23 protein-coding genes are annotated in these 25,632 nt (G+C 70.6%); 15 read left to right on the forward strand and 8 right to left on the reverse strand.

Going from position 1 to position 25,632, the window contains the following annotated elements:
- The first annotated feature begins 131 nt into the window (after positions 1-131).
- The 4 genes from IEY89_RS25195 (at position 132) to IEY89_RS25210 (ending at position 6,198) form a co-directional block, all read left to right on the forward strand.
- Positions 132-2,177, forward strand: coding sequence for a beta-galactosidase (locus IEY89_RS25195; RefSeq protein ID WP_189149768.1), 2,046 nt, complete (start codon positions 132-134; stop codon positions 2,175-2,177).
- 144 nt (positions 2,178-2,321) lie between these two features.
- Positions 2,322-4,373, forward strand: coding sequence for a glycoside hydrolase (locus tag IEY89_RS25200; RefSeq protein WP_189149769.1), 2,052 nt, complete (start codon positions 2,322-2,324; stop codon positions 4,371-4,373).
- Positions 4,374-4,515: 142 nt separating this feature from the next.
- Positions 4,516-4,875 carry a DUF779 domain-containing protein gene (locus IEY89_RS25205; protein ID WP_189149823.1) on the forward strand — a complete coding sequence of 120 codons (360 nt, stop codon included), beginning with the start codon at positions 4,516-4,518 and terminating at the stop codon, positions 4,873-4,875.
- Between the two features lie 87 nt (positions 4,876-4,962).
- A complete protein-coding gene (locus IEY89_RS25210) occupies positions 4,963-6,198 on the forward strand; it encodes a phosphodiester glycosidase family protein (RefSeq protein WP_189149770.1) in 1,236 nt (411 codons plus the stop codon).
- A gap of 27 nt (positions 6,199-6,225) precedes the next feature.
- Here the strand turns inward: IEY89_RS25210 and IEY89_RS25215 are convergent, their stop codons facing one another.
- The 6 genes from IEY89_RS25215 to IEY89_RS25240 form a co-directional block, all read right to left on the reverse strand.
- A complete protein-coding gene (locus tag IEY89_RS25215) occupies positions 6,226-6,420 on the reverse strand; it encodes a hypothetical protein (protein ID WP_189149771.1) in 195 nt (64 codons plus the stop codon).
- Positions 6,421-6,555: 135 nt separating this feature from the next.
- Complete coding sequence (locus IEY89_RS25220) at positions 6,556-7,419, reverse strand: phosphatidylinositol-specific phospholipase C/glycerophosphodiester phosphodiesterase family protein (protein WP_189149772.1); 864 nt, start codon at positions 7,417-7,419, stop codon at positions 6,556-6,558.
- A 237-nt stretch (positions 7,420-7,656) separates the two neighbouring features.
- Positions 7,657-8,775 carry an acyl-CoA dehydrogenase family protein gene (locus IEY89_RS25225; protein ID WP_189149773.1) on the reverse strand — a complete coding sequence of 373 codons (1,119 nt, stop codon included), beginning with the start codon at positions 8,773-8,775 and terminating at the stop codon, positions 7,657-7,659.
- Positions 8,772-9,953, reverse strand: a complete 1,182-nt coding sequence (locus IEY89_RS25230) for an acyl-CoA dehydrogenase family protein (protein WP_189149774.1) — start codon at positions 9,951-9,953, stop codon at positions 8,772-8,774. Before IEY89_RS25230 ends, IEY89_RS25225 begins: the two co-directional genes overlap by 4 nt.
- Complete coding sequence (locus IEY89_RS25235) at positions 9,950-10,927, reverse strand: NADPH:quinone oxidoreductase family protein (RefSeq protein WP_189149775.1); 978 nt, start codon at positions 10,925-10,927, stop codon at positions 9,950-9,952. Before IEY89_RS25235 ends, IEY89_RS25230 begins: the two co-directional genes overlap by 4 nt.
- A gap of 118 nt (positions 10,928-11,045) precedes the next feature.
- Positions 11,046-11,675, reverse strand: coding sequence for a helix-turn-helix domain-containing protein (locus IEY89_RS25240; protein WP_189149776.1), 630 nt, complete (start codon positions 11,673-11,675; stop codon positions 11,046-11,048).
- A 77-nt stretch (positions 11,676-11,752) separates the two neighbouring features.
- Between IEY89_RS25240 and IEY89_RS25245 the strand changes: the two genes are divergently transcribed.
- From IEY89_RS25245 to IEY89_RS25265, 5 genes are all read left to right on the forward strand, one after another.
- On the forward strand, positions 11,753-12,691 hold the full coding sequence (locus IEY89_RS25245) for an NAD(P)/FAD-dependent oxidoreductase (RefSeq protein ID WP_189149777.1): 939 nt from the start codon (positions 11,753-11,755) through the stop codon (positions 12,689-12,691).
- A 164-nt stretch (positions 12,692-12,855) separates the two neighbouring features.
- Positions 12,856-14,394 carry an ATP-dependent DNA ligase gene (locus IEY89_RS25250; protein ID WP_189149778.1) on the forward strand — a complete coding sequence of 513 codons (1,539 nt, stop codon included), beginning with the start codon at positions 12,856-12,858 and terminating at the stop codon, positions 14,392-14,394.
- Complete coding sequence (locus IEY89_RS25255) at positions 14,391-14,876, forward strand: NUDIX hydrolase (RefSeq protein WP_189149779.1); 486 nt, start codon at positions 14,391-14,393, stop codon at positions 14,874-14,876. Before IEY89_RS25250 ends, IEY89_RS25255 begins: the two co-directional genes overlap by 4 nt.
- 86 nt (positions 14,877-14,962) lie before the next feature.
- The gene (locus IEY89_RS25260; RefSeq protein WP_189149780.1) at positions 14,963-16,357 is read left to right on the forward strand and encodes an NADP-dependent succinic semialdehyde dehydrogenase; all 1,395 of its coding nucleotides are present in this window, start codon (positions 14,963-14,965) and stop codon (positions 16,355-16,357) included.
- 25 nt (positions 16,358-16,382) lie between these two features.
- Complete coding sequence (locus IEY89_RS25265; protein WP_189149781.1) at positions 16,383-16,622, forward strand: DUF6213 family protein; 240 nt, start codon at positions 16,383-16,385, stop codon at positions 16,620-16,622.
- Between the two features lie 210 nt (positions 16,623-16,832).
- Here the strand turns inward: IEY89_RS25265 and IEY89_RS25270 are convergent, their stop codons facing one another.
- Entirely contained in the window at positions 16,833-18,059 is a 1,227-nt protein-coding gene (locus tag IEY89_RS25270) for an acyl-CoA dehydrogenase family protein (protein ID WP_189149782.1), read from the reverse strand.
- A 170-nt stretch (positions 18,060-18,229) separates the two neighbouring features.
- On the opposite strand from IEY89_RS25270, the gene IEY89_RS25275 reads away from it, so the two are divergent.
- A complete protein-coding gene (locus tag IEY89_RS25275) occupies positions 18,230-18,874 on the forward strand; it encodes a TetR/AcrR family transcriptional regulator (RefSeq protein WP_189149783.1) in 645 nt (214 codons plus the stop codon).
- Positions 18,875-18,931: 57 nt separating this feature from the next.
- Here the strand turns inward: IEY89_RS25275 and def are convergent, their stop codons facing one another.
- Positions 18,932-19,477, reverse strand: a complete 546-nt coding sequence (gene def / locus IEY89_RS25280; RefSeq protein WP_189149784.1) for a peptide deformylase — start codon at positions 19,475-19,477, stop codon at positions 18,932-18,934.
- 147 nt (positions 19,478-19,624) lie between these two features.
- Here def and IEY89_RS25285 point away from each other — a divergent pair, with 147 nt between their 5' ends.
- The 5 genes from IEY89_RS25285 to IEY89_RS25305 all read left to right on the forward strand — a co-directional run bounded on the left by IEY89_RS25285 (position 19,625) and on the right by IEY89_RS25305 (position 25,623).
- The gene (locus IEY89_RS25285; RefSeq protein ID WP_189149785.1) at positions 19,625-20,863 is read left to right on the forward strand and encodes a MurT ligase domain-containing protein; all 1,239 of its coding nucleotides are present in this window, start codon (positions 19,625-19,627) and stop codon (positions 20,861-20,863) included.
- Between the two features lie 37 nt (positions 20,864-20,900).
- Entirely contained in the window at positions 20,901-21,629 is a 729-nt protein-coding gene (locus IEY89_RS25290) for a type 1 glutamine amidotransferase (RefSeq protein WP_189149786.1), read from the forward strand.
- Between the two features lie 212 nt (positions 21,630-21,841).
- A complete protein-coding gene (locus IEY89_RS25295) occupies positions 21,842-22,867 on the forward strand; it encodes a 6-phosphofructokinase (RefSeq protein WP_189149787.1) in 1,026 nt (341 codons plus the stop codon).
- A gap of 172 nt (positions 22,868-23,039) precedes the next feature.
- Entirely contained in the window at positions 23,040-23,990 is a 951-nt protein-coding gene (locus tag IEY89_RS25300) for a cytochrome c oxidase assembly protein (RefSeq protein WP_189149788.1), read from the forward strand.
- Between the two features lie 145 nt (positions 23,991-24,135).
- Entirely contained in the window at positions 24,136-25,623 is a 1,488-nt protein-coding gene (locus tag IEY89_RS25305) for a PASTA domain-containing protein (RefSeq protein ID WP_189149789.1), read from the forward strand.
- The last annotated feature ends 9 nt before the right edge of the window (positions 25,624-25,632 follow it).

The following is a 25,632-nucleotide window of genomic DNA, read 5'->3' on the forward strand; positions in this document are numbered from 1 at the left end:
AGCATCCGCCGAGCGGTAACAGCCGAGGAGCGGCCGGAGAGCATCACCGCCGGCCGCTCCTCGTACCCCCCCTTGTCTCCCTCTCCCCTCCCCCGCGTCGAGCCGCTTCGCAGCGTCCCGGAAGGATCACCATGACCTCCGCCTCCCCGTCCCGTCTGCCGTACGGGCCGGACGGTGACTCCGTGCCCCGTCTCGCGTACGGCGCCGACTACAACCCCGAGCAGTGGCCTCGGGAGGTGTGGGAGGAGGACGTACGGCTGATGCAGGAGGCCGGCGTCAACATCGTCTCGGTGGGGATCTTCTCCTGGGCCCGTATCCAGCCGGACGCGGACACCTGGGACTTCGGATGGCTCGACGAGGTCATGGACCTGCTGCACGAGGGCGGGATCGGCGTCGATCTGGCCACCGCGACCGCGTCCCCGCCGCCCTGGCTCACCACCGCGCACCCGGAGATCCTCCCGGTGACGGCCACCGGCGAGACGGTCTGGCCGGGCGCCCGTCAGCACTGGCGGCCCACCTCCCCGGTCTTCCGCAGCCATGCGCTCGGCCTGGTCCGGAAGATGGCGGAACGATACGCCAACCACCCGGCCCTGGTTGCCTGGCACATCTCGAACGAGCTGGGCTGCCACAACATCTACGACTTCTCGGACGACGCGGCCCAATCCTTCCGCGACTGGCTGCGCGCCCGCTACACCACGCTCGACGCCCTCAACCACGCCTGGGGCACGGCGTTCTGGTCGCAGCGCTACAGCGACTGGGCGCAGATCCTGCCGCCCCGGCTGGCCGGCTCGCACCCGAACCCCACCCAGCAGCTGGACTTCAAGCGGTTCTCCTCGGACGCGCTGAAGGACTATCTGGTCGCCGAGCGGGACATCCTGCGCGAGTACACGCCCGAGGTTCCCATCACCACCAACTTCATGGTGATGGGCGGCACGAAGGGCATGAACTACCCGGACTGGGCAGGCGAGATCGACTTCGTCTCCAACGACCACTACGTCCACCCCGGCCCGCAGGACCGCGACGAGCTGTCCTTCTCCGCCAACCTGACCAGCGGCATCGCGAGCGGCCGTCCGTGGTTCCTGATGGAGCACTCCACCAGCGCGGTCAACTGGCAGCACGTCAACGTGGCCAAGCGCCCCGGTGAGCTGGCCCGTGACTCGCTGCTGCACGTCGCGCACGGCGCCGACGCCGTGTGCTTCTTCCAGTGGCGCCAGTCGGCGGCCGGCGCCGAGAAGTACCACTCCGCGATGGTGCCGCACGCCGGCGCCGACAGCGAGGTCTTCCGTGCGGTGGCCGACCTCGGCCGGACCCTGAAGGACCTGGCGCCGATCGCGGGCTCCGAGCGCGAACCGGCCCGCGTCGGGATCGTGTTCGACTGGGACTCCTGGTGGGCGAGCGAGCAGGACTCGCACCCCACCGCCCTCCTCGACTACCGCCAGGAGGGGCTGAACTGGTACTCGGCGCTCCTCTCCCTCGGCATCCGCGCCGATGTCGTCACCACGCGCACCGACTTCAGCCGCTACGACGTGCTGATCACCCCGGTCCTGCACATGGTCCCGGCGACGCTCGCCAAGGAGCTGACGCGGTACGCGGAGACGGGCGGCCATCTGGTCACCACGTACTTCTCCGGTGTCGTCGACGAGAACGACCACATCTGGCTCGGCGGCTACCCGGGCGCCCTGCGCGACGTACTCGGCATCCGCGTCGAGGAGTTCGGCCCGCTGCTCGACGGCGAGTCGGTGGACGTGGACGGCGGCGCTACGGGCACGGTGTGGACCGACCGGATCGACGTCACCGACCCCGAGGTCGAGGTCCTCGCCCGCTACCGCTCGGGCGCGTACGCGGGCCGCCCCGCCGTCACCCGCCGTACGACGGGCGGGGGTTCGGCGTCGTACGTCTCCACGCGTCTCGGCGTCGACGGCCTCGCGGCGCTGCTGCCGGCGCTGCTCGCGCCGGCCGGGGTCGACAGCGAGCTGCCCGAACCCGCCCGTGGGCGCGTCGAGTTGACCGTACGGCAGGGCGGCGGAAGCCGTTTCCTGTTCCTGGTGAACCGGAGCGAGGAGGAGGTACCGCTGCCCGGCCTCGACGGAGAGCGGCTGTCCGGCGGCACGGATGCCGACGGTGTCCTCGTCCTCGCACCGAGGGAAGTCGCCGTACTGCGCCGGCCCGCCCCCTGAGCGACACCCCGCACCACACTCGCACCACCCCTGAACTCCCCTGATCCAAGGGGCACACCGTCGTGCCCCGTGTCCGTGCGCACCCGCGTACGGTCCGGGCACGGCGGTCCACCGCAGCGACCACATCTGAGTTGGGAGCACACGTTGGCACGCCGTACCCGCACGCGACACCTTCTGGGAGTCGTCGGCATCACCGCTCTGGCCACTTCGGCCGCCCTGGTCAGCGCGCCTTCACCGGACGCGCAGGCGGCGGCCGAGGCAGCGGCCTCGTCCGTCACGGTCACCCCCGATCCCTCGTACAAGCAGGAGAAGTTCGAGGGCTGGGGCACCAGTCTGGTCTGGTTCGCCAACGCGACCGGCGACTATCCCCCGGCGGTCCGCGAGAAGCTCGCGAAGCTGCTGTTCGGTGACGACGGGCTGGCGCTGAACATCGCCCGGTACAACATCGGCGGCGGCAACGCCCCCGACGTGAAGGACTACCTGCGGGCCGGCGGAGCCGTCGAGGGCTGGTGGAAGGCGCCCGCGGGCACCACCCGCGAGGACACCGACTGGTGGAGCGCCGACGACGCGGCCGACTGGAACCCGAAGGCGGACCAGACCCAGCGCTGGTGGGTTGACCGCATCAAGAAGGACATCACCCACTGGGAGACGTTCAGCAACTCGCCGCCCTGGTTCATGACGGAGAGCGGCTATGTCTCCGGCGGTTTCAACGCCAACACCGACCAGCTGAAGGCCGATTCGGTCGACGACTTCGCTGCCTACATGGCGGGAGCGACGAAGCGCCTGGAGAAAGCCGAGGGCATCAAGGTCGACATCGTCGACCCGTTCAACGAGCCCAACACCGGTTACTGGAGCACCCGTCTGGGCGCCGACGGCCAGCCTGTCGGCGGTCGTCAGGAGGGCGCCCACATCGGCCCCGAGCTCCAGCAGAAGGTTCTCGCCGCGCTGGCCCCCGCGCTGAAGAAGGCGAAGGTCAAGTCCGAGATCTCGGCGATGGACGAGACCAACCCGTCCATCTTCGCGACCAACTGGAACTCCTACTCGCAGGATTCCAAGGACCTCGTGGACCAGATGAACGTCCACACCTACGGCACCGGGCAGCGCACCACCGTGCGCGACCTCGCCAAGGCGGCCGACAAGCCGCTGTGGATGAGCGAGGTCGAGGGCGACTGGGGCGACGGGCAGAGCTTCACGGACATGCGTCCAGGGCTCGGCCTCGCCCAGCAGATCGTCAACGACCTGCGTGAACTGGAGCCCCAGGCCTGGGTGTTCTGGCAGCCGGTCGAGGACTACGACAACATGAAGCCCGGTGGCGAATCCGCCAAGGGCGGCAACTGGGGCAGCATCCAGCTGTCGTTCAGCTGCAAGAAGACGGACACGCTGGCGTCGTGCCCGATCTACACGAACACCAAGTTCGACACCGCCCGCAACTTCACGCACTTCATCAAGCCGGGCGACAAGCTGATCAAGGTGGACGACACCTCCAGCGCCGCGGCCGTGACCAAGGACGGCAAGGGCGCCTCGCTCGTCCACGTCAACAGCACCACCGCGGCGCGGGACGTCACCATCGACCTGTCCAAGTTCCGCACCGTCAAGGGCAACGCGACCGTCACACCGACCGTGACCAGCGCCGACGGCAAGCTCAAGCGGCAGGCCCCGGTCAAGGTCGTCGACGGCAAGGCCACGTACACGGTCCCCGCCCAGTCCGTGACCTCCTTCGCCGTCAAGGGCGTCTCGGGTGTCGCGAAGAACGCGGGCCTGTTCAGCAAGGGCCACTCCTACACGCTGACCGGCGTGCAGAGCGGCAAGGCCGTGACCGTCGCCGCCAACGGCAAGAGCCTGGTGATCGGGTCGGCCAACGGCACGGTCGCGCAGCAGTGGCAGCTCGACGCCCGGCACGGTGACAAGGGCGCCCGCCAGCGGTACGTGTTCGCCAACCCGGCCGAGGGCAAGCGACTGGCCGTCCGCGACAACGTCCCCGTGGTGGAGAGCGACACGGGCAAGCGGGATCCGGCCACCGAGTGGATCATGTCGACCACCGGTGACGGGACGTGGACCCTGATCAACGTGGCCACCGGCCGCCTTCTGGAGGTCGGCGGCCAGGCGACCACCGAGGGTGCCGCCGTCACCACGTGGCTGGCCAACTCCGGCTCGAACCAGCGCTGGAGGGTCACGGACGTGACCGACCGGAGCTGACCCGGTAGTTCGTCCATGAAGGCCGCCTTCCGTGAGCCCCGATACCCGGGTCACGGGGAGGCGGCCTTCGCCGTGCCCGGGGCGTCCGAGGCGGCCCGCAACCCTCTCGCAACGTCCGGCGCGGTCCACTGGGACGGTGGAGATGCCCGAGAAGGACCCGCGCGTCGAACTGACCCCAACCGCCGCCGAACTGCTGCGGCGACTGCACGCGATGCACGGCCCGCTGATGTTCCACCAGTCCGGCGGCTGCTGCGACGGCAGCGCGCCCATGTGCTTTCCTGCGGGCGAGTTCCGGACCGGCGGCTCGGACATCCTGCTCGCCGAACTGGTGGTCGAGGGTGTCCCCGAACCGGTGACGTTCTGGATGTCGCGCAGCCAGTACGAGGTATGGAGTCACACCCGGTTGATCGTGGACGTCGTACCGGGCCGGGGCAGCGGTTTCTCCCTGGAGGCGCCCGAAGGAGTGCGCTTCCTGATCCGTTCCCGGGTCGTCAACGTCTAGCCTCCCGCGCGCCCCCGCACGGCTCATCGTCACCTGTCGCGCTCCCCTTGCGCCCTGCCACAGTTGACGGAACTTCAGGGGGCCCGAATGCGTGGAAGCGGACGGTTCAGAGCGGGCAGAACAGCAGTCTCCTTGCTCGCGGTACTCGGAACGCTGGCCGGCGCGGCCCTGACGGGGGCGGCACCGGCCAGCGGCGCGCCGAGGGCCACTCGGATCGCGCCGGGCGTGCGCTACGCGCAGTTCGACATCGTGGCGGCCAAGGGGGTGACCCACGCGCACCTGCTGAGCGTCGACCTCGGCAACGCACGGGTACGGGTCGGCCTTCTCCACGCGGGGGCGGTGGCGGCGCGGGCCGCCGTCTCCAGGCTGGCCGACGCCAAGGGCGCCGTCGCGGGCGTCAACGGCGACTTCTTCAACCTCAGCGAGGTTCAGCATCCGGGGGTCGCGGCCACGGGCGCGTCCGTGGGCCCGGCGATCGCGAGCGGCGTGGCGCTCAAGGCGGCGGTGCCGAACGGCCAGCGCTTCGGCCCCCCGATGCCACCCGGCGTCACCACCAGGGCCGTCCTCGGCGTGGGCACCGACAGAAGGGCCCGGCTGGACAACCTCAGCCTGTCGGGCAGCGTCGGCACGCCCGCGGGACAGTTCACGCTCGGCGGGCTCAACCAGTACGCGCTGCCGGTGGGTTCCATCGGCGCGTTCACCCCGGCCTGGGGCAGCGTCTCCCGGGCGCGGGCGGTGTGCGGCACGGACACCGACCGGGCCGCGCCGTGCAGCACGGACACGTACGAGGTGACGGTGCGACGCGGCAAGGTCGTCCGCACCGCGAACTCCCCCGGTGGTGGTGCCATCGCCGCCAACACCACCGTCCTGGTGGGCCGGGAGGCGGGCGCGCGGCACCTGCGGAAACTGTCCGTCGGCGCGTCGGTAACGGTCAGGAGCCGTCTCGTGGCGGCCACGAGCCGCGTCCCGTACCGCTTCGCCCTCGGCGGCTACCCGGTGCTGAAGGGCGGCCGGCCACTGACGGGCCTCGACAACGGTACCGCCGCCGTGCGCACCGCCGCGGGCATCGCGAACGGCGGGCGCAAGCTGCTGCTGCTCGCGGTGGACGGTGCGCCCAAGTACCGCAGCGGTCTGACGGTCGCCGAAGTCGCCTCCACCATGCGGAAGTTGGGCTCGGTCGACGCCTTCAACCTGGACGGCGGCGGCTCCACGACCTTCGTCGCCAGAGCACCGGGGGCGAGCAGGGTCACCGTACGCAACCATCCGACCGGCGGCTCCGAACGGCCCGTCCCGAACGCCATCGGAGTCTTTCTGACGCCCTGACGCCCTGCCGCCCCGAATGTCCTGCCTTCAGGGCTTGAGGCTGCTCACGATGTCCGCCGTCGCCGTGATCCCGCTGTGGATGGTCGGCGCGACGTTCGTGCTCGCCAGATAGAAGCCGAGCAGGACGCAGACCACGGCGTGGCTGGTCTTCAGCGCGCCGCTGCGCAGGAAGACCACCGCCAGGATCAGGAGCAGCACCACCACAGAGATGGAAATGGCCATCGTCAACCTCCTCCGCCACGCCCAGTTCGCGGCTTTCGGCCGCAAGTGTGGCGCAGCGGAGGGTTCGTCCGTGCGGCTGACGTGTCGGCCGAACGTGTGGTCTCTCGTGGGTACTGGAGAGCGACTACGGCACGGCTACGGCGTCCCGTGGGCGTCGAGGAACGCTTCGAGCCCGGCCAGGTCGTCGGTGTTGAGGTGGTCGACGCCCGCCGCGAGGAGCTCGCCCCACAGGGCGTCCCGGGCGGGGCCGGCCGCATCGGGCGTGGCCCAGAAGCGCACCCGCTGCCCGCGGGCGTGGGCCGCCGACACCATGCCGTTCAGCCTGGCGCGCTCGGCGGCCGGGAACGGTCCGACTCCCAGCCAGGTGAAGTTGCGTGTCCAGTTGTCGGAGATCAGCGGCACGAAGGAGGCCGGCGTTGAGGTACCGAGATCGGCGAGGCGCCCGTCGTAGAAGGCACGCCGTACGCTCTGCGCCTCCATGGGCACCCGGGCGGCCCGGTCGCCGGAGATCACGGCGGTGACCGGGCCGGGGTGGACCCGGCCGTGGGCGTATGTGGTGAACAGGCCCCGACAGCGGCGGAGATGGCGGTCGAGTTCGAGATACGTCGACGCGCCCTCGGTCTTGATGTCGATGAGGAGCTGGAGCGGTCGGCGGTAACCCCGGTACACGGAGCCGTAGTTGGCCTTCACGCGGGCGGCGAGGGTGTCCAGGTAGAGGGATTCGAGGGTACGGGCCGGGTCGAGGTCCCCGGGGTCGTGGGCGACGAGGAGCTGGTCGCCGACGAGGTAGATGTCGGCCTCGACGCTGCCGAAGCGGTGCTCGAGGGCGTCGAGGAGCGGGCGGGGGTGTTCGTAGTCGTTGTGGGCGTGGGCGCGCCACAACGGGCGTGGACCGTACGTCGGTTCATCCGCGAGGGCGCGCGCGGCGGGCAGGACGACGGTGCCCGCGAGGGCGGCGCCGAAGGCGGTGAGGGCTCTGCGACGGGTGGTGAGGGCCATGCGCTGCCTCCCTGGCTGGAGTTCATGTGGGGCTGACTCTGGAGCTGACCGAGGAACGACACTTCCGCGAGTATGCGGGCCGGGCGTGACCCGGCAGCAGGGCCCGGCAAGGGAGTTGGCCGACTTGCCACTGCGCGTTCATTGGTGCCGCGGTGTGTTCATCTCGGCCGCGCCGCGCACACGAAGAAGCCCGCCCCTCGGGCAGAGGGGCGGGCTTCGCAGTCGTACCGGGTGACGTCAGGGGGCGCGCAGGCCGACCAGTTCGGCGAGGGTGGCGCGGTGGCCGCCGGAGGTGCCGTACGCGATCGAGTCGGCCTTGGCGCGCTTGAGGCACAGGTGGGTCGGGTGCTCCCACGTCATGCCGATGCCGCCGTGCAGCTGGAGTGCCTCCTCGGCGGCGCGGACGGCCACGGGAGCCGCGTAGGACTGGGCGACGGCGACCGCGACGTCGGAGTCCGCGCTGCCTGCGGCGAGGGCGTCCGCCGCGCTCCGGGCCGCCGCGCGCAGGCCGACGACCTCCAGCCAGAGCTGGGCCAGCCGGTGCTTGACGGCCTGGAAACCGCCGACGGGCCGGTTGAACTGCTTGCGGTCCTTCAGATAGCGCACGGTCTCGGTCAACGCCCAGTCCGCGAGCCCGAGTTGCTCGGAGGCAAGCAGTCCGGCCCCGGCCCGCAGCGCACGTCGTACGGCGGGTTCGGCGTCGCCCAGCAGCCGGGCCGACGCTCCGTCGAAGGCGATCGTGGCGACCGGCCGGGTGAGGTCCAGGGAGACCTGCGGAGTGATGGTGACGGCGTTCGCGTCGATGGATACCGCGTACAGCCCGCCGTCGTCGGCCGGGACCAGTAGGACGTCGGCGGCCGTCGCGTCCGCGATACCGGTCAACTCGCCGTGCAGCACGCCCCCTTCGTGCAGGACGACCTTGTAGGCGCCGCCGGGTGCCACGTTCAGCGCGACAGTGAGGGCGCCGACCGTGCGGCCGGAGGCCAGTGCGGTGAGCAGCTCGCCCGCCGCGTCTCCGGTGCAGGCCAGCAGCGCCTCGGTGGCGACGACGGCACTCGTGAGGTAGGGGACGGGTGCGACGGCGCGCCCCAACTCCTCCAGCACGACGGCGACTTCACGGTGCGAGGCGCCCTGGCCGCCCTGCTCCTCCGGCACCAGGAGACCGGCGAGGCCCATGCCCTCGGCGAGGGACTTCCACAGGGAGAGGTCGTGCGGGGCGTCCGTCTCCATGCGGGTGATCACGCCGGCCGGATCGCAGTGGTCGGTGAGCAGGTCCCGGACGGCGGCGCGCAGCGCCTCCTCGTCCTCCGAGTACAGCAGGTCGGGCTCGGTGCTCGCGGTGCTCGGCGTGCTCATCGGGCGAGGTCCTTCCAGGCGACGTCCTTGTCGGTGCGCGGTTCGCTGGGCAGGCCCAGGACACGTTCGGCGACGATGTTCAGCAGGACCTCGCTGGTCCCGCCCTCGATGCTGTTGCCCTTGGAGCGGAGGTAGCGGTAGCCGGCGTCACGACCGACGAAGTCCACCAGCTCGGGCCGGCGCATGGTCCAGTCCTCGTACAACAGGCCTTCCTCGCCGCGGAGTTCGACCTCCAGGCCGCTGATCTCCTGGTTGAGGCGGGCGAAGGAGAGCTTCAGGCCGGAGCCCTCCGGGCCGGGCTGGCCCGCGACGAGCTGCTGGCGCGTCCGCTCCCCCGTCAGCCGGGCGACCTCGGCCTCCACCCACAGCTTCACCAGCCGCTGGTGCAGATCGTGGGTGCGCAGCTCGGGGCGTTCGCGCCACACCTTGGCGACGGGCCCGATCATGCCGCCCTCACGCGGGATGCGCATACCGCCGATGGCCACGCGCTCGTTGTTCAGCGTGGTCTGCGCGACCCGCCAGCCGTCGCCGACCTCGCCGAGGCGATGGGCGTCCGGAATCCGGACGTCGGTCAGGAACACCTCGTTGAACTCGGCCTCGCCGGTGATCTGGCGCAGCGGCCGTACCTCGACACCGGGGTCGGTCATGTCGCAGAGGAAGTACGTGATGCCCCTGTGCTTGGGCACATCCGGATCGGTGCGCGCGATGAGGATGGCCCAGCGGGCGAGATGGGCGCTGGACGTCCACACCTTCTGCCCGTTGACGATCCACTCGTCCCCGGACCGGACCGCCCGCGTGCCCAGCGCGGCCAGGTCGGACCCGGCCCCCGGCTCGCTGAAGAGCTGGCACCAGACCTCCTCCCCCACCCACAGCGGCCGGAGAAACTTGCGCTTCTGCTCCTCCGTGCCGAAGCCGAGGATGGTCGGCGCGGCCATGCCCAGGCCGATGCCGATGCGCCGGGGGTCGTTGTCGGGAGCCCCTGCGGCCTCCAACTCGGCGTCCACAACGGCCTGGAGGGTGCGCGGCGCGCCCAGCCCGCCCAGTCCTTCCGGGTAGTGCACCCAGGCGAGCCCGGCGTCGAAGCGAGCCCTGAGGAAGTCGAGTCGGCCGGTGTCGGCCGGCGGGTGCGCGGCCAGCAACTCCCGTGTCAGCCGGGTGAGTTCAGTTGCGTCGGTCATGCGGCGGCTCCGTTCTCCAGCGAGGGCAGCACCGCGACCCGGCCCGTGGTGACACCGTCGGCGACGCGCTGCACGGCGGCCGAGGCCCCGGCCAGCGGCACGCGCTCGCTCACCAGCGGCTTGATCGCGCCCCGGGCGGCCAGCTCGGTGAGCTGCTCGTGGCAGTGCTGGACCAGCTTCGGGTTCCTGGTGTTGTAGAGGCCCCAGTGCAGGCCCAGGATCGAGTAGTTCTTCACGAGGGCGTGGTTGAGCGCGGGGCTGGGAATGGCCCCGCTCGCGAACCCGACGACCACGATCCGCCCCTCGAAGGCGACGACCTTGGTGGACTGGGTGTAGGCCTCCCCGCCGACGGGGTCGTAGACCACGTCGACACCGCGCCCACCGGTGGCTTCCTTCACCGCCCCGACAACGTTCTCCGTCCGCCGGTCGATGACGACGTCGCAGCCCAACTCCCGCGCCACGGACACCTTCTCGGCCCCGCCGACGACACCGATGACGGTGGCTCCGGCAGCCTTCCCGAGTTGTACGGCGGCGCTGCCGACCCCGCCCGCGGCGGCGTGCACGAGCAGTGTCTCGCCGGCCTCCAGGGCGGCCCGCCGGTGCAGTCCGAACCAGCCCGTCTGGTAGCCGATGAGGAGGGAGGCGGCCTCGGCGTCGTCCAGCGACTCGGGGGCCGTGAACAGCCCGCGGGGGTCCGCCACCACGTACTCGGCGAAACCGCCGTACGGCAGCACGGGGTTGCCGATCACCCGGCGGCCGTCCTCCGTCTCAGCGCAGACCTCCACCCCGGGAGTGAACGGCAGCGGCGGCCTGACCTGGTACTCCCCACGGCACATCAGCACGTCCGGGAAGTTGACGGTCGCGGCACGCACCTTCAGCAGTACCTGGCCCTCGGCGGGCACCGGCCGCTCCACCTCACCGAGGACCATCACCTCGCCCGGCTCACCGTTCTGGTGCACTTGCCATGCCTGCATGAGGGGCCTCCACGGGACTGCGCTTCGTCTTGTTCGGCTGACCGGGCTCGATCGCATACTAAGCGGTCGCTTGCAGATCAGGGAACCGCCGGGGACCGGTCCACGGCAGTCGCGTACGTCACGGCCGCTCCCCTTTCGCGCGGGCGGGCCGTGCCCGTACGTGCATCCGCTCCCCCTGCGGCCCGAACAGGCTGAGGAACTCCGCGGGCCCCTCCCCCACCGCCCCGAACCAGTGCGGCACCCGTGTGTCGAACTCGGCGGCCTCCCCCGGCCCGAGCACCACGTCGTGCTCCCCGAGCACCACCCGGAGCTTCCCCGACAGGACGTACAGCCACTCGTATCCCTCGTGCGTCCGCGGCTCGGGCTCCTCGTTGATCACCGGCAGGATCACCTTGAACGCCTGGAGCCCGCCCGGCTGGCGGGTGAGCGGGAGATACGTCCGCCCGTGCCGGACGATCGGCTTGGCCCGCACCCGGGGATCGCCGACGGGCGGAGCGCCGACCAGCTCGTCGAGCGGCACCTGATGCGCACGCGCGATCGGCAGCAGCAACTCCAGGCTGGGGCGCCGCAGCCCCGACTCCAACCGCGACAACGTACTCACGGAGATCCCGGTCGTGGCCGACAGCCCCGCCAGGGTCGCCCCCCGCTCCTTGCGGATCCGCCGCAGCCGGGGCCCCACCTCCGCGAGGACGTGGTCGGTGTCGTCGTCGGTCGTGGCATCGGTCGTGGCGTCGGTCGCGGCATCCATACGGCTATTGCAGTTTCGGCAAAGGGGTTTGTCAATACGGCAGCGAACGCGCGACGGTCGGGGTGGAGGTGGTCACCATGACCGGAGAACACAGGACCGACAGGTACGAGGTTGTCGTCATCGGAGGCGGTGCGGCCGGACTGTCCGCCGCGCTGATCCTCGGCCGGGCCCGCTGCCGCACGCTGCTCGTCGACGCGGGCGAGCCGCGCAACGCACCGGCCGCGCACATGCAGGGCTATCTGTCCCGCGACGGCATGCCGCCGGCCGAGTTCCTGGCGGTGGGCCGCGAGGAGGTCGCGCGGTACGGGGTGGAACTGGTCCGGGACAGGGCGGTGGACGTCACGAAGGGCGAGGACTTCACGGTGACGCTGGCGAACGGCGACCGGACGGTGCACGCCAGGCGGCTTGTCATCGCCACGGGGCTGCGGGACGAACTCCCCGCCGTGCCGGGCGTCGCCGAGCGGTTCGGGCGGGACGTGATCCACTGCCCGTTCTGCCACGGCTGGGAGGTACGGGACCGGGCGTTCGGCGTGCTGGCCTCGACCCCCGCGAGCGTGCACCAGGCGCTGCTGGTCGCCCGGTGGTCGAAGGACGTGACGCTGTTCCTGCACACCGTCGCGGAGACGGATCTCACCGATGAGGACCTGCGCAGGCTGGCCACGGCGGGCGTCGAGGTGGTCCCCGGCGAGGTCGCGTCCCTGACGACCGACGACGACCGCCTCACCGGTGTGCGCCTCACGAACGGTACGGCCCATGCCCGCGAGATCCTGTTCGTCGCCCCGCGCGCCGTGCCGCGCAACGCTCTCTTCGAGAGCCTGGGCGCCGAGCTGACGGAAACCCCGTTCGGGACGTATCCGAAGGTCGACGCGACGGGCCTGACGACCGTGCCCGGCGTCTGGGCGGCGGGCAACGCGATCGGCTTCGCGGAACAGGTCGTCCACGCGGCGAGCGGCGGCTACCGCGCGGCCACGGCGATCGTGGCGGACCTGGTGCTTTTCAGCCCGTCCGGCGTTTGAGGAGGAGGCCCCTTCAGGGCCGATGCGGGGGTCTGGGGGCGGCAGCCCCCAGTGGGGTCCCCCCTCTGGGGGGGGGAGGGATGGGACGGGTAGGGGCGGCGGGGGCGAGGAAACCGGGCCCCCGCCCGGATGTGCATCCGCCACCCCCGTTGCACCATGGCTGCATGCTGCTGACCCGGCTCGCCCACGTGTCCCAGGAGGTCGCCGCCACCTCCGCCCGGTCCCGCAAGATCGCCCTGCTCGCCGAACTGTTCCGGGACGCCGACGCCGACGACGTGCCGATCGTCATCCCGTATCTCGCCGGACGCCTGCCCCAGGGACGGCTGGGCATCGGATGGAAGGTGCTGGACCAGCAAGTCCCCGGCGCCGTCGAGCCCTCGCTCACCGTCCTCGACGTCGATGCCCGGCTCACGGCGGTCGGCGCGGTCACCGGAGCCGGCTCGCAGGCCGAACGCAGGCGACTGGTGGGCGAGTTGCTGGCAGCCGCCACCGTGGACGAGCAGCGGTTCCTGTTCGCTTTGATCACGGGCGAGGTACGGCAGGGTGCCCTGGACGCCGTGGCCGTGGAAGGCCTGGCGACGGCGACCGGCGCACCGCCCGCGGACGTACGGCGCGCGGTGATGCTCGCGGGTGCGATCCAGCCCGTCGCGCAGGCCCTGCTGGCCGACGGACCCGCGGCCCTGGCCCGTTTCCGGCTCACCGTCGGCCGACCCGTCCTGCCGATGCTCGCGCACAGCGCCTCCTCGGTGGCGGAGGCCGTCGAGAAGCTCGGGGCCTGTGCCGTCGAGGAGAAGCTGGACGGCATCCGGGTCCAGGTCCACCGAGCCGGCGACGACGTACGGCTCTACACCCGCACCCTCGACGACATCACCGACAGGCTGCCCGAACTGACCACCGCCGCACGGGCGTTGCGAGGCGAGCGGTTCATCCTGGACGGTGAGGTGATCGCCTTCGACACCGCCGGGCGCCCGCGTTCCTTCCAGGACACCGCCGGCCGCGTCGGCTCCCGCGTGGACGTGGAGACGGCCGCCCGGGAGACACCCGTCTCCCCCGTCTTCTTCGACGTGCTGTCGGTCGACGGCCACGACCTCCTCGACCTCCCCTTCGCCGAGCGGCACACGGAGCTGGCCCGCCTGGTACCCGAGCCGATGCGGGTGCGGCGTCTGCTGGTAGGCGGCACCACCGACCTGCCCGAGGCCGAGAAGTTCCTGGCCGACACACTCGCGCGCGGCCACGAGGGCGTCGTGGTCAAGGCCCTCGACGCCCCCTACAGCGCGGGCCGGCGTGGCGCCGCCTGGCTGAAGGTCAAGCCCGTACACACGCTCGACCTGGTGGTGCTGGCGGCCGAGTGGGGCCATGGCCGCCGTACCGGCAAGCTGTCGAACCTCCACCTCGCGGCCCGCAATCCCGACGGGTCCTTCGCCATGCTCGGCAAGACCTTCAAGGGCATGACCGACGCGATGCTGACCTGGCAGACCGAGCGGCTCCAGTCCCTGGCCGTGTCGGACGACGGCTGGGTGGTGACCGTACGGCCCGAGCTGGTCGTCGAGATCGCCTACGACGGTCTCCAGCGCTCCACCCGCTATCCGGCCGGCGTCACCCTCCGCTTCGCCCGCGTCGTCCGCTACCGCGAGGACAAGACCCCGGCGGAGGCGGACACCGTACAGGCCCTGCTGGCCGCGCACCCGGAGGCAACCCGGTGACGGCGGCGTACGGGAAGCGCAGCGCGGGACTGTTGCTGTTCCGCCGCCGGCCCCCGCCCGGCCCCGAACTGGAGGTACTGCTCGGGCACATGGGCGGCCCCTTCTTCGCCCGGCGCGAAGCCGGGGCCTGGACGATTCCCAAGGGCGAGTACGGGGACGGGGAGACTGCCTGGGATGCCGCGCGCCGGGAGTTCGAGGAGGAGCTGGGGCTGGCGCCGCCCGACGGCGAGGCCGTGCCGCTGGGCGAGGTGCGGCAGGCCGGCGGGAAGGTCGTCACGGCGTGGGCGGTCGAGGCGGACCTCGATCCGGCGGCCGTGGTGCCGGGCACGTTCCGGATGGAATGGCCCAGGGGATCCGGGCGGGAGCAGGAGTTTCCCGAGCTGGACCGGGTGCGGTGGTTCGGGCTGGAGGAGGCCCGGGCGGTGATCGTGACGGCTCAGACAGGGTTTCTGGACCGGCTGACGGAGCACTCGGGGCATTGAGAGAGTGCCGGTGGGCGGCGTACGCGTTGCGGGGGCCATCGGCGCGCGGGAAGGTCGGAGAACGGCCCTCAACCTGGAGGACAGCAATGCCCATCGCGACGGTGAACCCGGCGACCGGCGAGACGCTTGTGACGTACGAGGCCATGGACGGCGAGGAGATCGAGCGCAGGCTCAGCGCCGCCGAGGCCGCCTTTCGGACGTACCGCACGACCGGCTTCGCCGAGCGGGCCCGGCTGCTGGGCCGGGCCGCCGGCCTGCTGGACGAGGACCGGGACGACATCGCCCGCACCATGACGGTCGAGATGGGCAAGCCGGTCACACAGGCCCGCGCGGAGGCCGCGAAGTGCGCGAAGGCGATGCGCTGGTACGCCGACCGTGCCGAGGAGCTCCTCGCCGACGAGGAGCCCGCCGAGGCGGACGTCAAGGACTCCGGCGCCTCCCGCGCCGTGGTCCGCTACCGTCCGCTGGGGCCGGTGCTCGCGGTGATGCCGTGGAACTTCCCGCTCTGGCAGGTGATCCGCTTCGCGGCGCCGGCGCTGATGGCGGGCAACGTGGGCCTGCTCAAGCACGCCTCGAACGTGCCGCAGACCGCCCTCTATCTGGAGGGCCTGTTCCGTCGGGCGGGCTACCCCGAGGGCTGCTTCCAGACGCTGCTGATCGGGTCGGGCGAGGTCGAGGAGATCCTGCGCGATCCGCGGGTGCGGGCGGCCACGCTCACCGGCAGCGAGCCGGCCGGGCGCGCGGTGGCGTCCGTCGCCGGGGACGAGGTCAAGAGGACGGTGCTGGAGCTGGGCGGCAGCGACCCGTTCATCGTCCTGCCGTCCGCCGATGTCGAACAGGCAGCGCGGGTCGCGGTGACAGCGCGTGTGCAGAACAACGGGCAGTCGTGCATCGCCGCGAAGCGGTTCATCGTGCACACGGATGTCTTCGACGCGTTCGCTGAACACTTCTCGACGGCCATGGCGGCGCTCAAGGTCGGCGATCCGCTGGCCGAGGACACGGAGGTCGGGCCGCTCGCGAGTGAGCGGGGGCGCGAGGATCTGGAGGCGCTGGTCGACGAGGCCGTGGAGAGCGGTGCGACGGTTCTGTGCGGTGGCGAACGCCCCGAGGGCCTCACGGACGACGGTTGGTACTACGCGCCGACGGTCCTCGCCGACGTCACACCCGAGATGCGCATTCACCAGGAGGAGACGTTCGGCCCGGTCGCGACGCTGTACCGTGCGGCCGACCTGGAGGAGGCGTTGGCGATCGCCAATGACACGCCCTTCGGCCTGAGTTCGAACGTGTGGACCCGCGACGAGGCCGAGGTGGACCGGCTCGTACGGGATCTGGACGCGGGCGGTGTGTTCGTTAACGGGATGACCGCGTCCCACCCGGCGTTGCCGTTCGGGGGTGTCAAGCGCTCCGGGTACGGCCGTGAGCTGTCGGGGCACGGAATCCGCGAGTTCTGCAACATCACGACGGTATGGCACGGAGCGTGAGCGTTCCGCGGCTACGATCCCCCCTGTGAACCGCGAAGTGACTCTGCCTCTGATCGTCGACGACCGCGGCACGTTGCAGGTTGCCGCCTCCGACGTCAGCAAACTGCTGCGCACGGTCGGGGGTCGCTGGCTGCATCTGGTGGAGGCGGGCCAGGACGGCCTCGACGAGGACACCGTGGCCGCCCTCACCATCGAACTGGCCAAACTGGCCGACCGCATCGACGTGGCCTGCATCGCCCACAGCAGCGGGAGCGCCTCCGGCTGAGGTGAGGGATGCGCCGTGGGGGCGTGGGTTTCGTTCCGTCCACCGGTCAGCTGTGACTGGTCGCGCAGTTCCCCGCGCCCCTGCAAATCGCCCCGCGTCCGAAACGCCGAAGAGCTGCCCGCCTGGAGCTACCCCACCTAGGGGCGCGGGGAACTGCGCGACAAGCCACGACGCACCCGCAGCCCGAGACGCACCGCACCCCCAATGGCGCTACCGAATCGGCATCCCCGACAGAGTCCGCGCGATCACCAACCGCTGGATCTCACTCGTACCCTCAAAAATGGTGTAAATCGCCGCATCCCGGTGCATGCGTTCGACCGGGTACTCCCGCGTGTACCCGTTCCCCCCGAGTATCTGAATCGCCTGCCCGGTAACCTTCTTCGCCGTCTCGCTCGCGAACAGCTTCGACATCGACCCCTCCGCCGCGGTGAACGGCTTCCCGCTGACCGCCATCCACGACGCCCGCCACGTCAGCAGCCGCGCCGCGTCGATGGACGTACGCATGTCGGCGAGCTGGAAGGCGACCCCCTGGTTGTCGATGATCGGGCGGCCGAACTGCTCACGGGTCTTCGCGTAGTCGAGGGCGACCTCGTACGCGGCCCGGGCCGTGCCCACCGCCATCGCGGCCACCGCGGGGCGGCTCGCCTCGAAGGTGGCCATCGCCGCGTTCTTCACCCGCTCGCCGCCGGACTTCGCGCGCTCACGGGCCCGGGCGAGGCGCTCGTCGAGCTTCTGCTTGCCGCCGAGGAGGCAGGAACCGGGGACGCGGACGTTCTCCAGGACGACCTCGGCGGTGTGCGAGGCTCGGATGCCGTGCTTCTTGAACTTCTGCCCCTGGGACAGGCCGGGCGTGTTCGGCGGGACGATGAAGGACGCGTGGCCCTTGGAGCCCAGTTCGGCGTCGACGACGGCGACGACCACGTGGACGTTGGCGATACCGCCGTTGGTCGCCCAGGTCTTCGTGCCGTTGAGGACCCACTCGTTCTTGGCCTCGTCGTACACGGCACGGGTGCGCATGGAGGCGACGTCGGAGCCCGCGTCGGGTTCGGAGGAGCAGAAGGCGGCGACCTTGACATCGTTGGCGTCGCCGTACATCTGGGGGATCCAGGTGCCGATCTGCTCCTCGGTGCCGTTGGCGAGGACACCCACGGCGGCGAGGCCGGTGCCGACGATGGAGAGGGCGATGCCCGCGTCACCCCAGAAGAGTTCCTCCATGGCCATCGGGATACCGAGGCCGGTGGGGTCGAAGTACTGCTGGGCGTAGAAGTCCAGGGAGTAGATGCCGACCTTCGCGGCCTCCTGGATGACCGGCCAGGGAGTCTCCTCGCGCTCGTCCCACTCGGCGGCGGCGGGACGGATCACATCGGCGGAGAACCCGTGGAGCCAGTCACGGACCTCTTTCTGTTCGTCATTGAGCTCCATGGTGAATTCGGCCATGACCCCTCCATCGCTGCACTAGCATGTTACCTACGGTAACTGGAGTCTGTTACTCGTCGGTAGGAAAAGTCAACTCCCGCACCACGGTCGGCAGCCCGTTCGATGGGCATGGACCGATCAGTGCTAGTTTGCGCGAGCGTCGCCGAAATCAGCACGGGTGGGGAGAAACCATGGACACCACGCAGCAAACGGATCAGCAGCGGTCCGCCGACCGCCGCCGGCGCGAGCTGCTGGAAGCCGCGGACCGGGTGGTGCTTCGCGACGGCCCGGGCGCCTCGATGAACGCCATCGCCGCCGAGGCGGGCATCACCAAACCGATTCTGTACCGGCACTTCGGTGACAAGGGCGGACTCTACGCCGCTCTGGCCAAGCGGCACACCGACGCGCTCCTCAACTCCCTGCGGGCCGCGCTGGACGCTCCGGCCGAGCGGCGGGAGCGGGTGGAGGCCACGCTGGACACCTACCTCGCGGCGATCGAGGCGAGGCCCCAGGTGTACCGGTTCCTGATGCACCCCGGGGACAGCGTGTCACCCGGCGATCCCGGGTTCGATGTGAGGAAGCACTCGCTGCCGTTGCTCCGGTTGATGGGCGAGGAACTGGCCCAGGTGATCGAGGATCGGCTGGATCTTGGTCCCGGCAGCCAGCAGTTGGCTCGGGTGTGGGGGCACGGGATAGTCGGGATGATGCATGCGGCCGGGGACTGGTGGCTGGGAGAACGGCCTTGTTCCCGGGCCGAGTTGGTGCGGAGCTTGGCTGATTTGCTGTGGGGGCGGTTGGCTGCCGCCGGGGACCGCGTTGGGGGTCCGGGGTTCTGAAGGGTTGCGTATTGTCTGCCGGTCGGTGGGGGCTGGTCGCGCAGTTCCCCGCGCCCCTCAAGGTCCCCGGTGCCAAGAAGCTCGGGTTGCCTGGCGCATGAGTTTCTTGTGGCGCCAGCCCGTCAAGCGGTCCGCGTACGTTCGGCCCTCCAAGTGGTCGCACTCGTGCTGGAGGCAGCGGGCGAAGAAGCCCGTGCCCTCGACCCTCACCGGCGCCCCTGCCACCGTGAAGCCCTCGACCACCGCCTCGTCGTATCGCTCCGTGCCCGCCTCGAGGCCCGGGAGGGACAGGCAGCCCTCGGGGCCACGCATCACCAGACCATCGGCCTCGACCAGGCGAGGGTTGATCACGTGTCCCACGTGGCGGACATCCTCGTCGTCGGGGCAGTCGTATACGAAGACCCGCAGGGGGCGGCCGATCTGGTTCGCGGCGAGGCCCACGCCCTGGGCCGCGTACATCGTCGCGAACATGTCCTCGACGAGCCCGGCGAGTTCGGCGTCGAAGTGTGTCACTTCCGCGCAGGGGGTGTGGAGAACGGGGTCGCCGAGCAGTGTCAGGGGGCGGACGCGCCCCCGGGTGCCCGGGATGGAGCCTGGTCGCATGGCCGCAAGGGTACGGTCACCCATGTCGCGCGGGCGCCGTGGTGGTGCCGCGATGCGGATCCGATGAACGGATCTCGATAGGCTGAGGTCCACACCACGTGGCCGGAGGCACAGGCGCGGCGCGTACGCAAGGAGGATCGAGATCTGATGGCAGGCAACTCGGACCCGCTCACTCCGCGGGCCAAGCTGGCCGTGACGGCCGGCAAGGCCGTAGCGGCGGCATCGCGTGCGGCAGGGCGCGGCAGCGGATCGGTGATCGGCGGCAAGGTAGCCCTCAAACTCGACCCAGACCTCCTCGCCCGGCTCGCCCAGCACCTGGACGTCATCCTGGTCTCGGCCACCAACGGCAAGACCACGACCACGCGGCTCATCGCGGAGGCCCTGCGCGCCGCCGGACCGGTCGTGTCGAACGCGCTCGGCGCCAACATGCCCGCCGGTATCACCTCGGCGCTCGCGGGCGGCTCGGACGCCAAGTTCGGGGTCATCGAGGTCGACGAGAAGTACCTCGCCGGCGTCGCCCGGGACACGGACCCCAAGTGCATCGCGCTCCTCAACCTCTCCCGCGACCAGCTCGACCGCGCCGCCGAGACCCGCATGCTCGCCGAGAACTGGCGTGAGGGGCTCGCCGGTTCGAAGGCCGTCATCGTCGCCAACGCCGACGACCCGCTGATCGTGTGGGCCGCCTCCTCCTCCCCCAACGTGATCTGGGTCGCCGCCGGACAGATGTGGAAGGACGACGCCTGGTCCTGCCCGTCCTGCGGTGGCGTGATGCAGCGCCCCGGCGACGACTGGTTCTGCGGTCAGTGCGGCTTCCGCCGCCCGACGCCGAGTTGGGCACTGTCCGGCGACCACGTGCTCGACCCGCACGGTTCGGCCTGGCCGATCCACCTCCAGCTGCCGGGGCGCGCCAACAAGTCCAACGCCGCCGCCTCCGCCGCTGTCGCCGCCGTGTTCGGCGTACCCCCGCAGGTCGGCCTGGAGCGCATGTACCAGGTGCAGGCCGTGGCCGGACGGTACGACGTCGTGCAGTTCATGCAGCGTGATCTGCGGCTGCTGCTCGCCAAGAACCCGGCCGGCTGGCTGGAGACGTTCTCCCTGATCGACCCGCCGCCGACCCCGGTCATCCTCTCCGTGAACGCGCGGGGCGCCGACGGCACCGACACCTCATGGCTGTGGGACGTCGACTACACGCAGCTCACCGGGCACCCGATCTTCGTCATCGGCGACCGCAAGCTCGACCTCGCCGTGCGCCTCGAGGTGGCCAACCAGCACTTCCAGGTCTGCGAGAACGCCGACCAGGCCGTGCAGATGGCGCCGCCCGGCCGCATCGAGGTCATCGCGAACTACACCGCCTTCCAGGATCTGCGCCGCCGCGTCGGCAACTGACCACTGCCGCCAACCGACCACTGAGGACGATCACTTCATGAGCGACAACCAGCTGCGTCTGGTGTGGATCTACCCGGACCTGCTCAGCACGTACGGCGACCAGGGCAACGCGCTCGTCGTGGAGCGCCGGGCCCGGCAGCGCGGCCTCGACGTGGCCCGGCTCGACGTGCGCAGCGACCAGCCGATCCCCACCTCCGGCGACATCTACCTGATCGGCGGCGGCGAGGACCGGCCGCAGCGGCTCGCGGCGGAACGTTTGCGCCGTGACGGCGGTCTGCACCGGGCCGTCGGCAACGGCGCGATCGTGTTCTCCGTGTGCGCCGGCTACCAGATCCTGGGCCACGAGTTCATCAACGACCTCGGGCAGCGGGAGCCCGGCCTCGGGCTCCTCGACGTGGTCTCGGTACGTGGCGAGGGCGAGCGATGCGTGGGCGACGTGCTCGGGGACATCGACGCGCGCCTGGGCCTGCCCCCGCTGACCGGCTTCGAGAACCACCAGGGGGTCACCCATCTCGGCCCCACCGCCCGCCCGTTCGCGAAGGTGCGGCTCGGCAAGGGCAACGGCACGGGGGACGGCACGGAGGGCGCGTACAACGACACGGTCTTCGGCACGTACATGCACGGGCCCGTGCTCGCCCGTAACCCGCTGATCGCGGATCTGCTGCTGAAGCTGGCCCTCGACGTCAACGCACTGCCGCCGACCGACGACCGCTGGTACGAGGCGCTGCGCAACGAGCGGATCACGGCGGCGCAGCAGCCGGCCTGACCTGCGCGCACGCCTGCTTCCGCGCCGGCCTGTACACCTGCCGTCCGCGTGTGCGTCACCGGCCCGTCTGACGGGGCATCCGCACAGGTGAGCGCCGGTGTCCAGCACGCGGACGGGTGCTACGGCCCAGGTCCCCGCCGCCGGTATGGTGACGGGGATCGAGCCGGACAGCGTGGTCCGGTCCCGGCCCACGTGGAGAAGGATTTCGGGCGATGCGCATTGGTGTCCTGACGTCCGGCGGCGACTGCCCCGGTCTGAACGCCGTCATCCGGTCCGTCGTGCACCGCGCCGTCGTGGACCACGGTGACGAGGTGATCGGCTTCCGGGACGGCTGGAAGGGCCTCCTGGAGTGCGACTACCTGAAGCTCGACCTCGACGCGGTGAGCGGCATCCTCGCTCGCGGCGGCACCATCCTCGGCTCGTCCCGGGTCCGCCCCGAGCATCTGCGGGACGGCGTGGAGCGGGCCAAGGGCCATGTCGCCGAGCTGGGGCTCGACGCGATCATCCCGATCGGCGGCGAGGGCACGCTCAAGGCGGCCCGGCTGTTGTCCGACAACGGTCTGCCGATAGTCGGCGTCCCCAAGACCATCGACAACGACATCGCGGTCACGGACGTCACCTTCGGCTTCGACACGGCCGTCGGGGTCGCCACCGAGGCCCTGGACCGGCTGAAGACCACCGCCGAGTCCCACCAGCGCGTCCTGATCGTCGAGGTCATGGGCCGCCACACCGGCTGGATCGCCCTGCACTCCGGCATGGCCGCGGGCGCCCACGCCATCGTCGTACCTGAACGCCCCTTCGACATCGAGGAGTTGGCCGCGCGCGTCGGCGAACGCTTCGAGGCGGGCAAGCGGTTCGCGATCGTCGTCGCCGCGGAGGGCGCGAAGCCGCGCGCGGGCTCGATGGAGTACGACGAGGGCGGCAAGGACGTGTACGGCCACGAGCGCTTCGCCGGTATCGCCCGGCAGCTCTCCCTGGAGTTGGAGGAGCGGCTCGGGAAGGAGGCACGGCCGGTGATCCTCGGTCATGTGCAGCGGGGTGGGACGCCCACGGCCTATGACCGGGTGCTGGCCACGCGGTTCGGGTGGCATGCGGTGGAGGCCGTGCATCGCGGGGAGTTCGGGCGGATGACGGCGCTTCGGGGGACGGACATCGTGATGGTGTCCCTGGCCGAGGCGGTGGAGACGCTCAAGACGGTTCCTGAGGCTCGGTATGCGGAAGCGGAGTGCGTGCTCTAGCCGTTGACCGGTAGTTCGTCGGGGACGGGTCCGCTGTGGCTGATCGCGCGGTTCCCCGCGCCCCTAAAACCTGAAAGCCCTGGGCCGCCCCCCGGTCACAAGTGCCGCTGGGGGCGGTTCTAGTCTGGTCGGGACAGACAGCGCCCAATCAGTACGAACCAGGAGCCGGCGGATGGAACACAGCGGGCACGGTACGACCATGGACCTTCTGCCCTTCACCTTGGGGCGGGGGCTCGGGTGGTCCGCCGACCCGTTCTTCCTGGTCGCCTGTCTGACGGGGCTCGGCCTCTACGGGTGGGCGGTCGTGCGGCTGGTCCGGCGTGGGGACAAGTGGTCCGCCGGGCGGACCGTCTCCTTCGTGCTCGGCGTGCTGACCGTCATGCTCGTCATGTGCACCAGGCTCAACGACTACGGCATGGTCATGTTCAGCGTGCACATGGTGCAGCACATGGTGATCAGCATGGTGTCGCCGATCCTCATTCTGCTCGGTGCGCCGATCACGCTGGCGCTGCGGGCGCTGCCGGTCGCCGGCCGGGGGCGGAAGGGGCCGCGTGAGCTGCTGCTGGCGTTGCTGCACAGCCGGTACATGCGGATCGTCACGCACGCGGCGTTCACCATCCCGCTGTTCATCGCCAGCCTGTACGTCCTGTACTTCACGCCGCTCTTCGACTTCCTGATGAGTTCGAAGGCCGGTCACATCACGATGATGTGTCACTTCCTCGCCGTCGGACTGATCTTCTTCTGGCCGATCATGGGCGTCGACCCCGGCCCGAACCGGCCCGGGTATCTGATGCGGATGCTGGAGTTGTTCGCCGGGATGCCGTTCCACGCGTTCTTCGGGATCGCGCTGATGATGGCATCGACGCCGATGGTCGACTCGTACAGGAATCCGCCCGCCTCGCTCGGCATCGACGCGCTCTCCGACCAGAACGCGGCCGGCGGGATCGCCTGGGCGTTCAGCGAGATCCCGACCGTACTGGTGCTGCTGGCGCTGCTCTTCCAGTGGCACAGCTCCGAGCAGCGGCAGGCCAAGCGCCAGGACCGGGCCGCCGACCGCGACGGCGACAAGGAACTCGAGGCGTACAACGCCTATTTGGCCTCACTGAACGCACGTGGGCGCTGAATCAACTTTTTATTTCCCTTGCCTGAAACACATTCTCATTCAGTAGCATGTGCGTGACGTATCCGCCGGGGGGAGCGGTATGACACTTCATGCTTTCAGGGAATCTGGGCTTCAGCGGCTTACTGTCGCACTGTTGTGCGTTCTATTGGCCAGCAGCTGCGACAGCAAGGCGCCGGCGGCGGTGGTGAAGGCGGTGGCTTCGGGGGTGCCTTCCCTCGCGCCGTTCTTCGACGAGAGCAGCGGCCTGGGTCATGACGCCCAGGTCCGTTCGCGGCCCGCGCACGGCAGCAGCCTGCAGCAGGGCAGCACCCCCGGGCTGTACGGGGGTACGAGGAAGCCGACGGTCTGTGACGTCGACCGGTTGGAACAATTCCTCACCGACCCCAAGAACAACAGGAAGACTGAGGAATGGGCACGTGTGGTCGATATTCCGCGGAGCGGGATTCCCGCCTATCTCGACCGGCTCACGCCCGTTCTCCTGCGCCACGACACCCTCGTGAGGAACCACGACTACAAGAAGGAAAAGGCGGTCCCCTACGACGCGCTGCTCCAGGCGGGAATCGCGGTTCTCGTCGATGAAGCGGGAGTTCCCGTCGTGAAGTGTTCATGCGGAAATCCGCTGAAGCCGTTTAAGGGCGCCACGGATCGCATATCCGTCGAGTTCGAGGACGGCAACAAGAAGTGGAGCGACTACGACGCCGACGAGGTCGTGCTCGTACGTCCCGCACCCGGCAAGGTCGACCGGTTCGCGCTCGTCGACGTGCACGAACCGGAGCGGGGCATCTACCGCCGGACCGGGACCGGGGGCGAGGCCGACCAGGTCTTCGACACGCGCGAGCGGCACCCGGTACCGCCCCTCGCCGGGACGACCTTCGGCGCCGCTAGCAGCCGGCTGACGAATCTGGGCCTGGCGACGGCGTACGACAGCGCGGGGCTGCCGCCGCCCGACGCCACCGTCACCGGGTCGGAGCCGGGGCCGGGGACGGCGCTCCCGTTCGGCTCGTACGTGAGACTGAACGTGCGCATCGAGTCCGGGTCGCCCGACGACGGCAGCGGCGAAAGCTACGGGACCACTGCCCCGGGGGCGAGTACGGGCTCGGGCTCGGAGCCCGGGCGAGGGACACCGTCGGAGTCGGGTTCCGGGGCGATTTCGGGGCCTGGGCCCGAAATCGCCCCGGACCCCGGCGGTACCGGTCCGTCGTCCCCCTCGACCGATCCCTCGACGCCTCCGTCATCCCCGTCGTCGCCGTCCTCGTCCAGTGACGAGCCCACGCCCTCCCCGTCCGACCCGCCCTCGTCCGACCCCACACCGTCCGGTCCCGGCAGCAGCACCCCCGACACCGGCCCCACGGACGAGCCGGCCCCTTCCGAACCACCTTCGCTCCCGCCTCCCCCTCCCCCACCGCCGCCGAGCGACCCGCCCAGCGCACCCCCGGAAACGACCGGCGCACCGCCCGATCCACCACCCCAGGAGCCGAGCAGCCCACCTCCGGCGACCGCCACTGCCTCGGAAACACCGGATGCGCAACCGCGCCCCTCAGAGGCGCGGGGCTGTGACATTTGCGGCTCCGCCGCGTGGGCGCGACCAGCCCTCACCGGCCCGCAGCCGAGTAACCGCACATCCAGCAGGTAGACGCGGGAG

The organism is Streptomyces lacrimifluminis (genome assembly GCF_014646095.1).
In the GTDB taxonomy this organism is placed as follows: Bacteria; Actinomycetota; Actinomycetes; order Streptomycetales; family Streptomycetaceae; genus Streptomyces; species Streptomyces lacrimifluminis.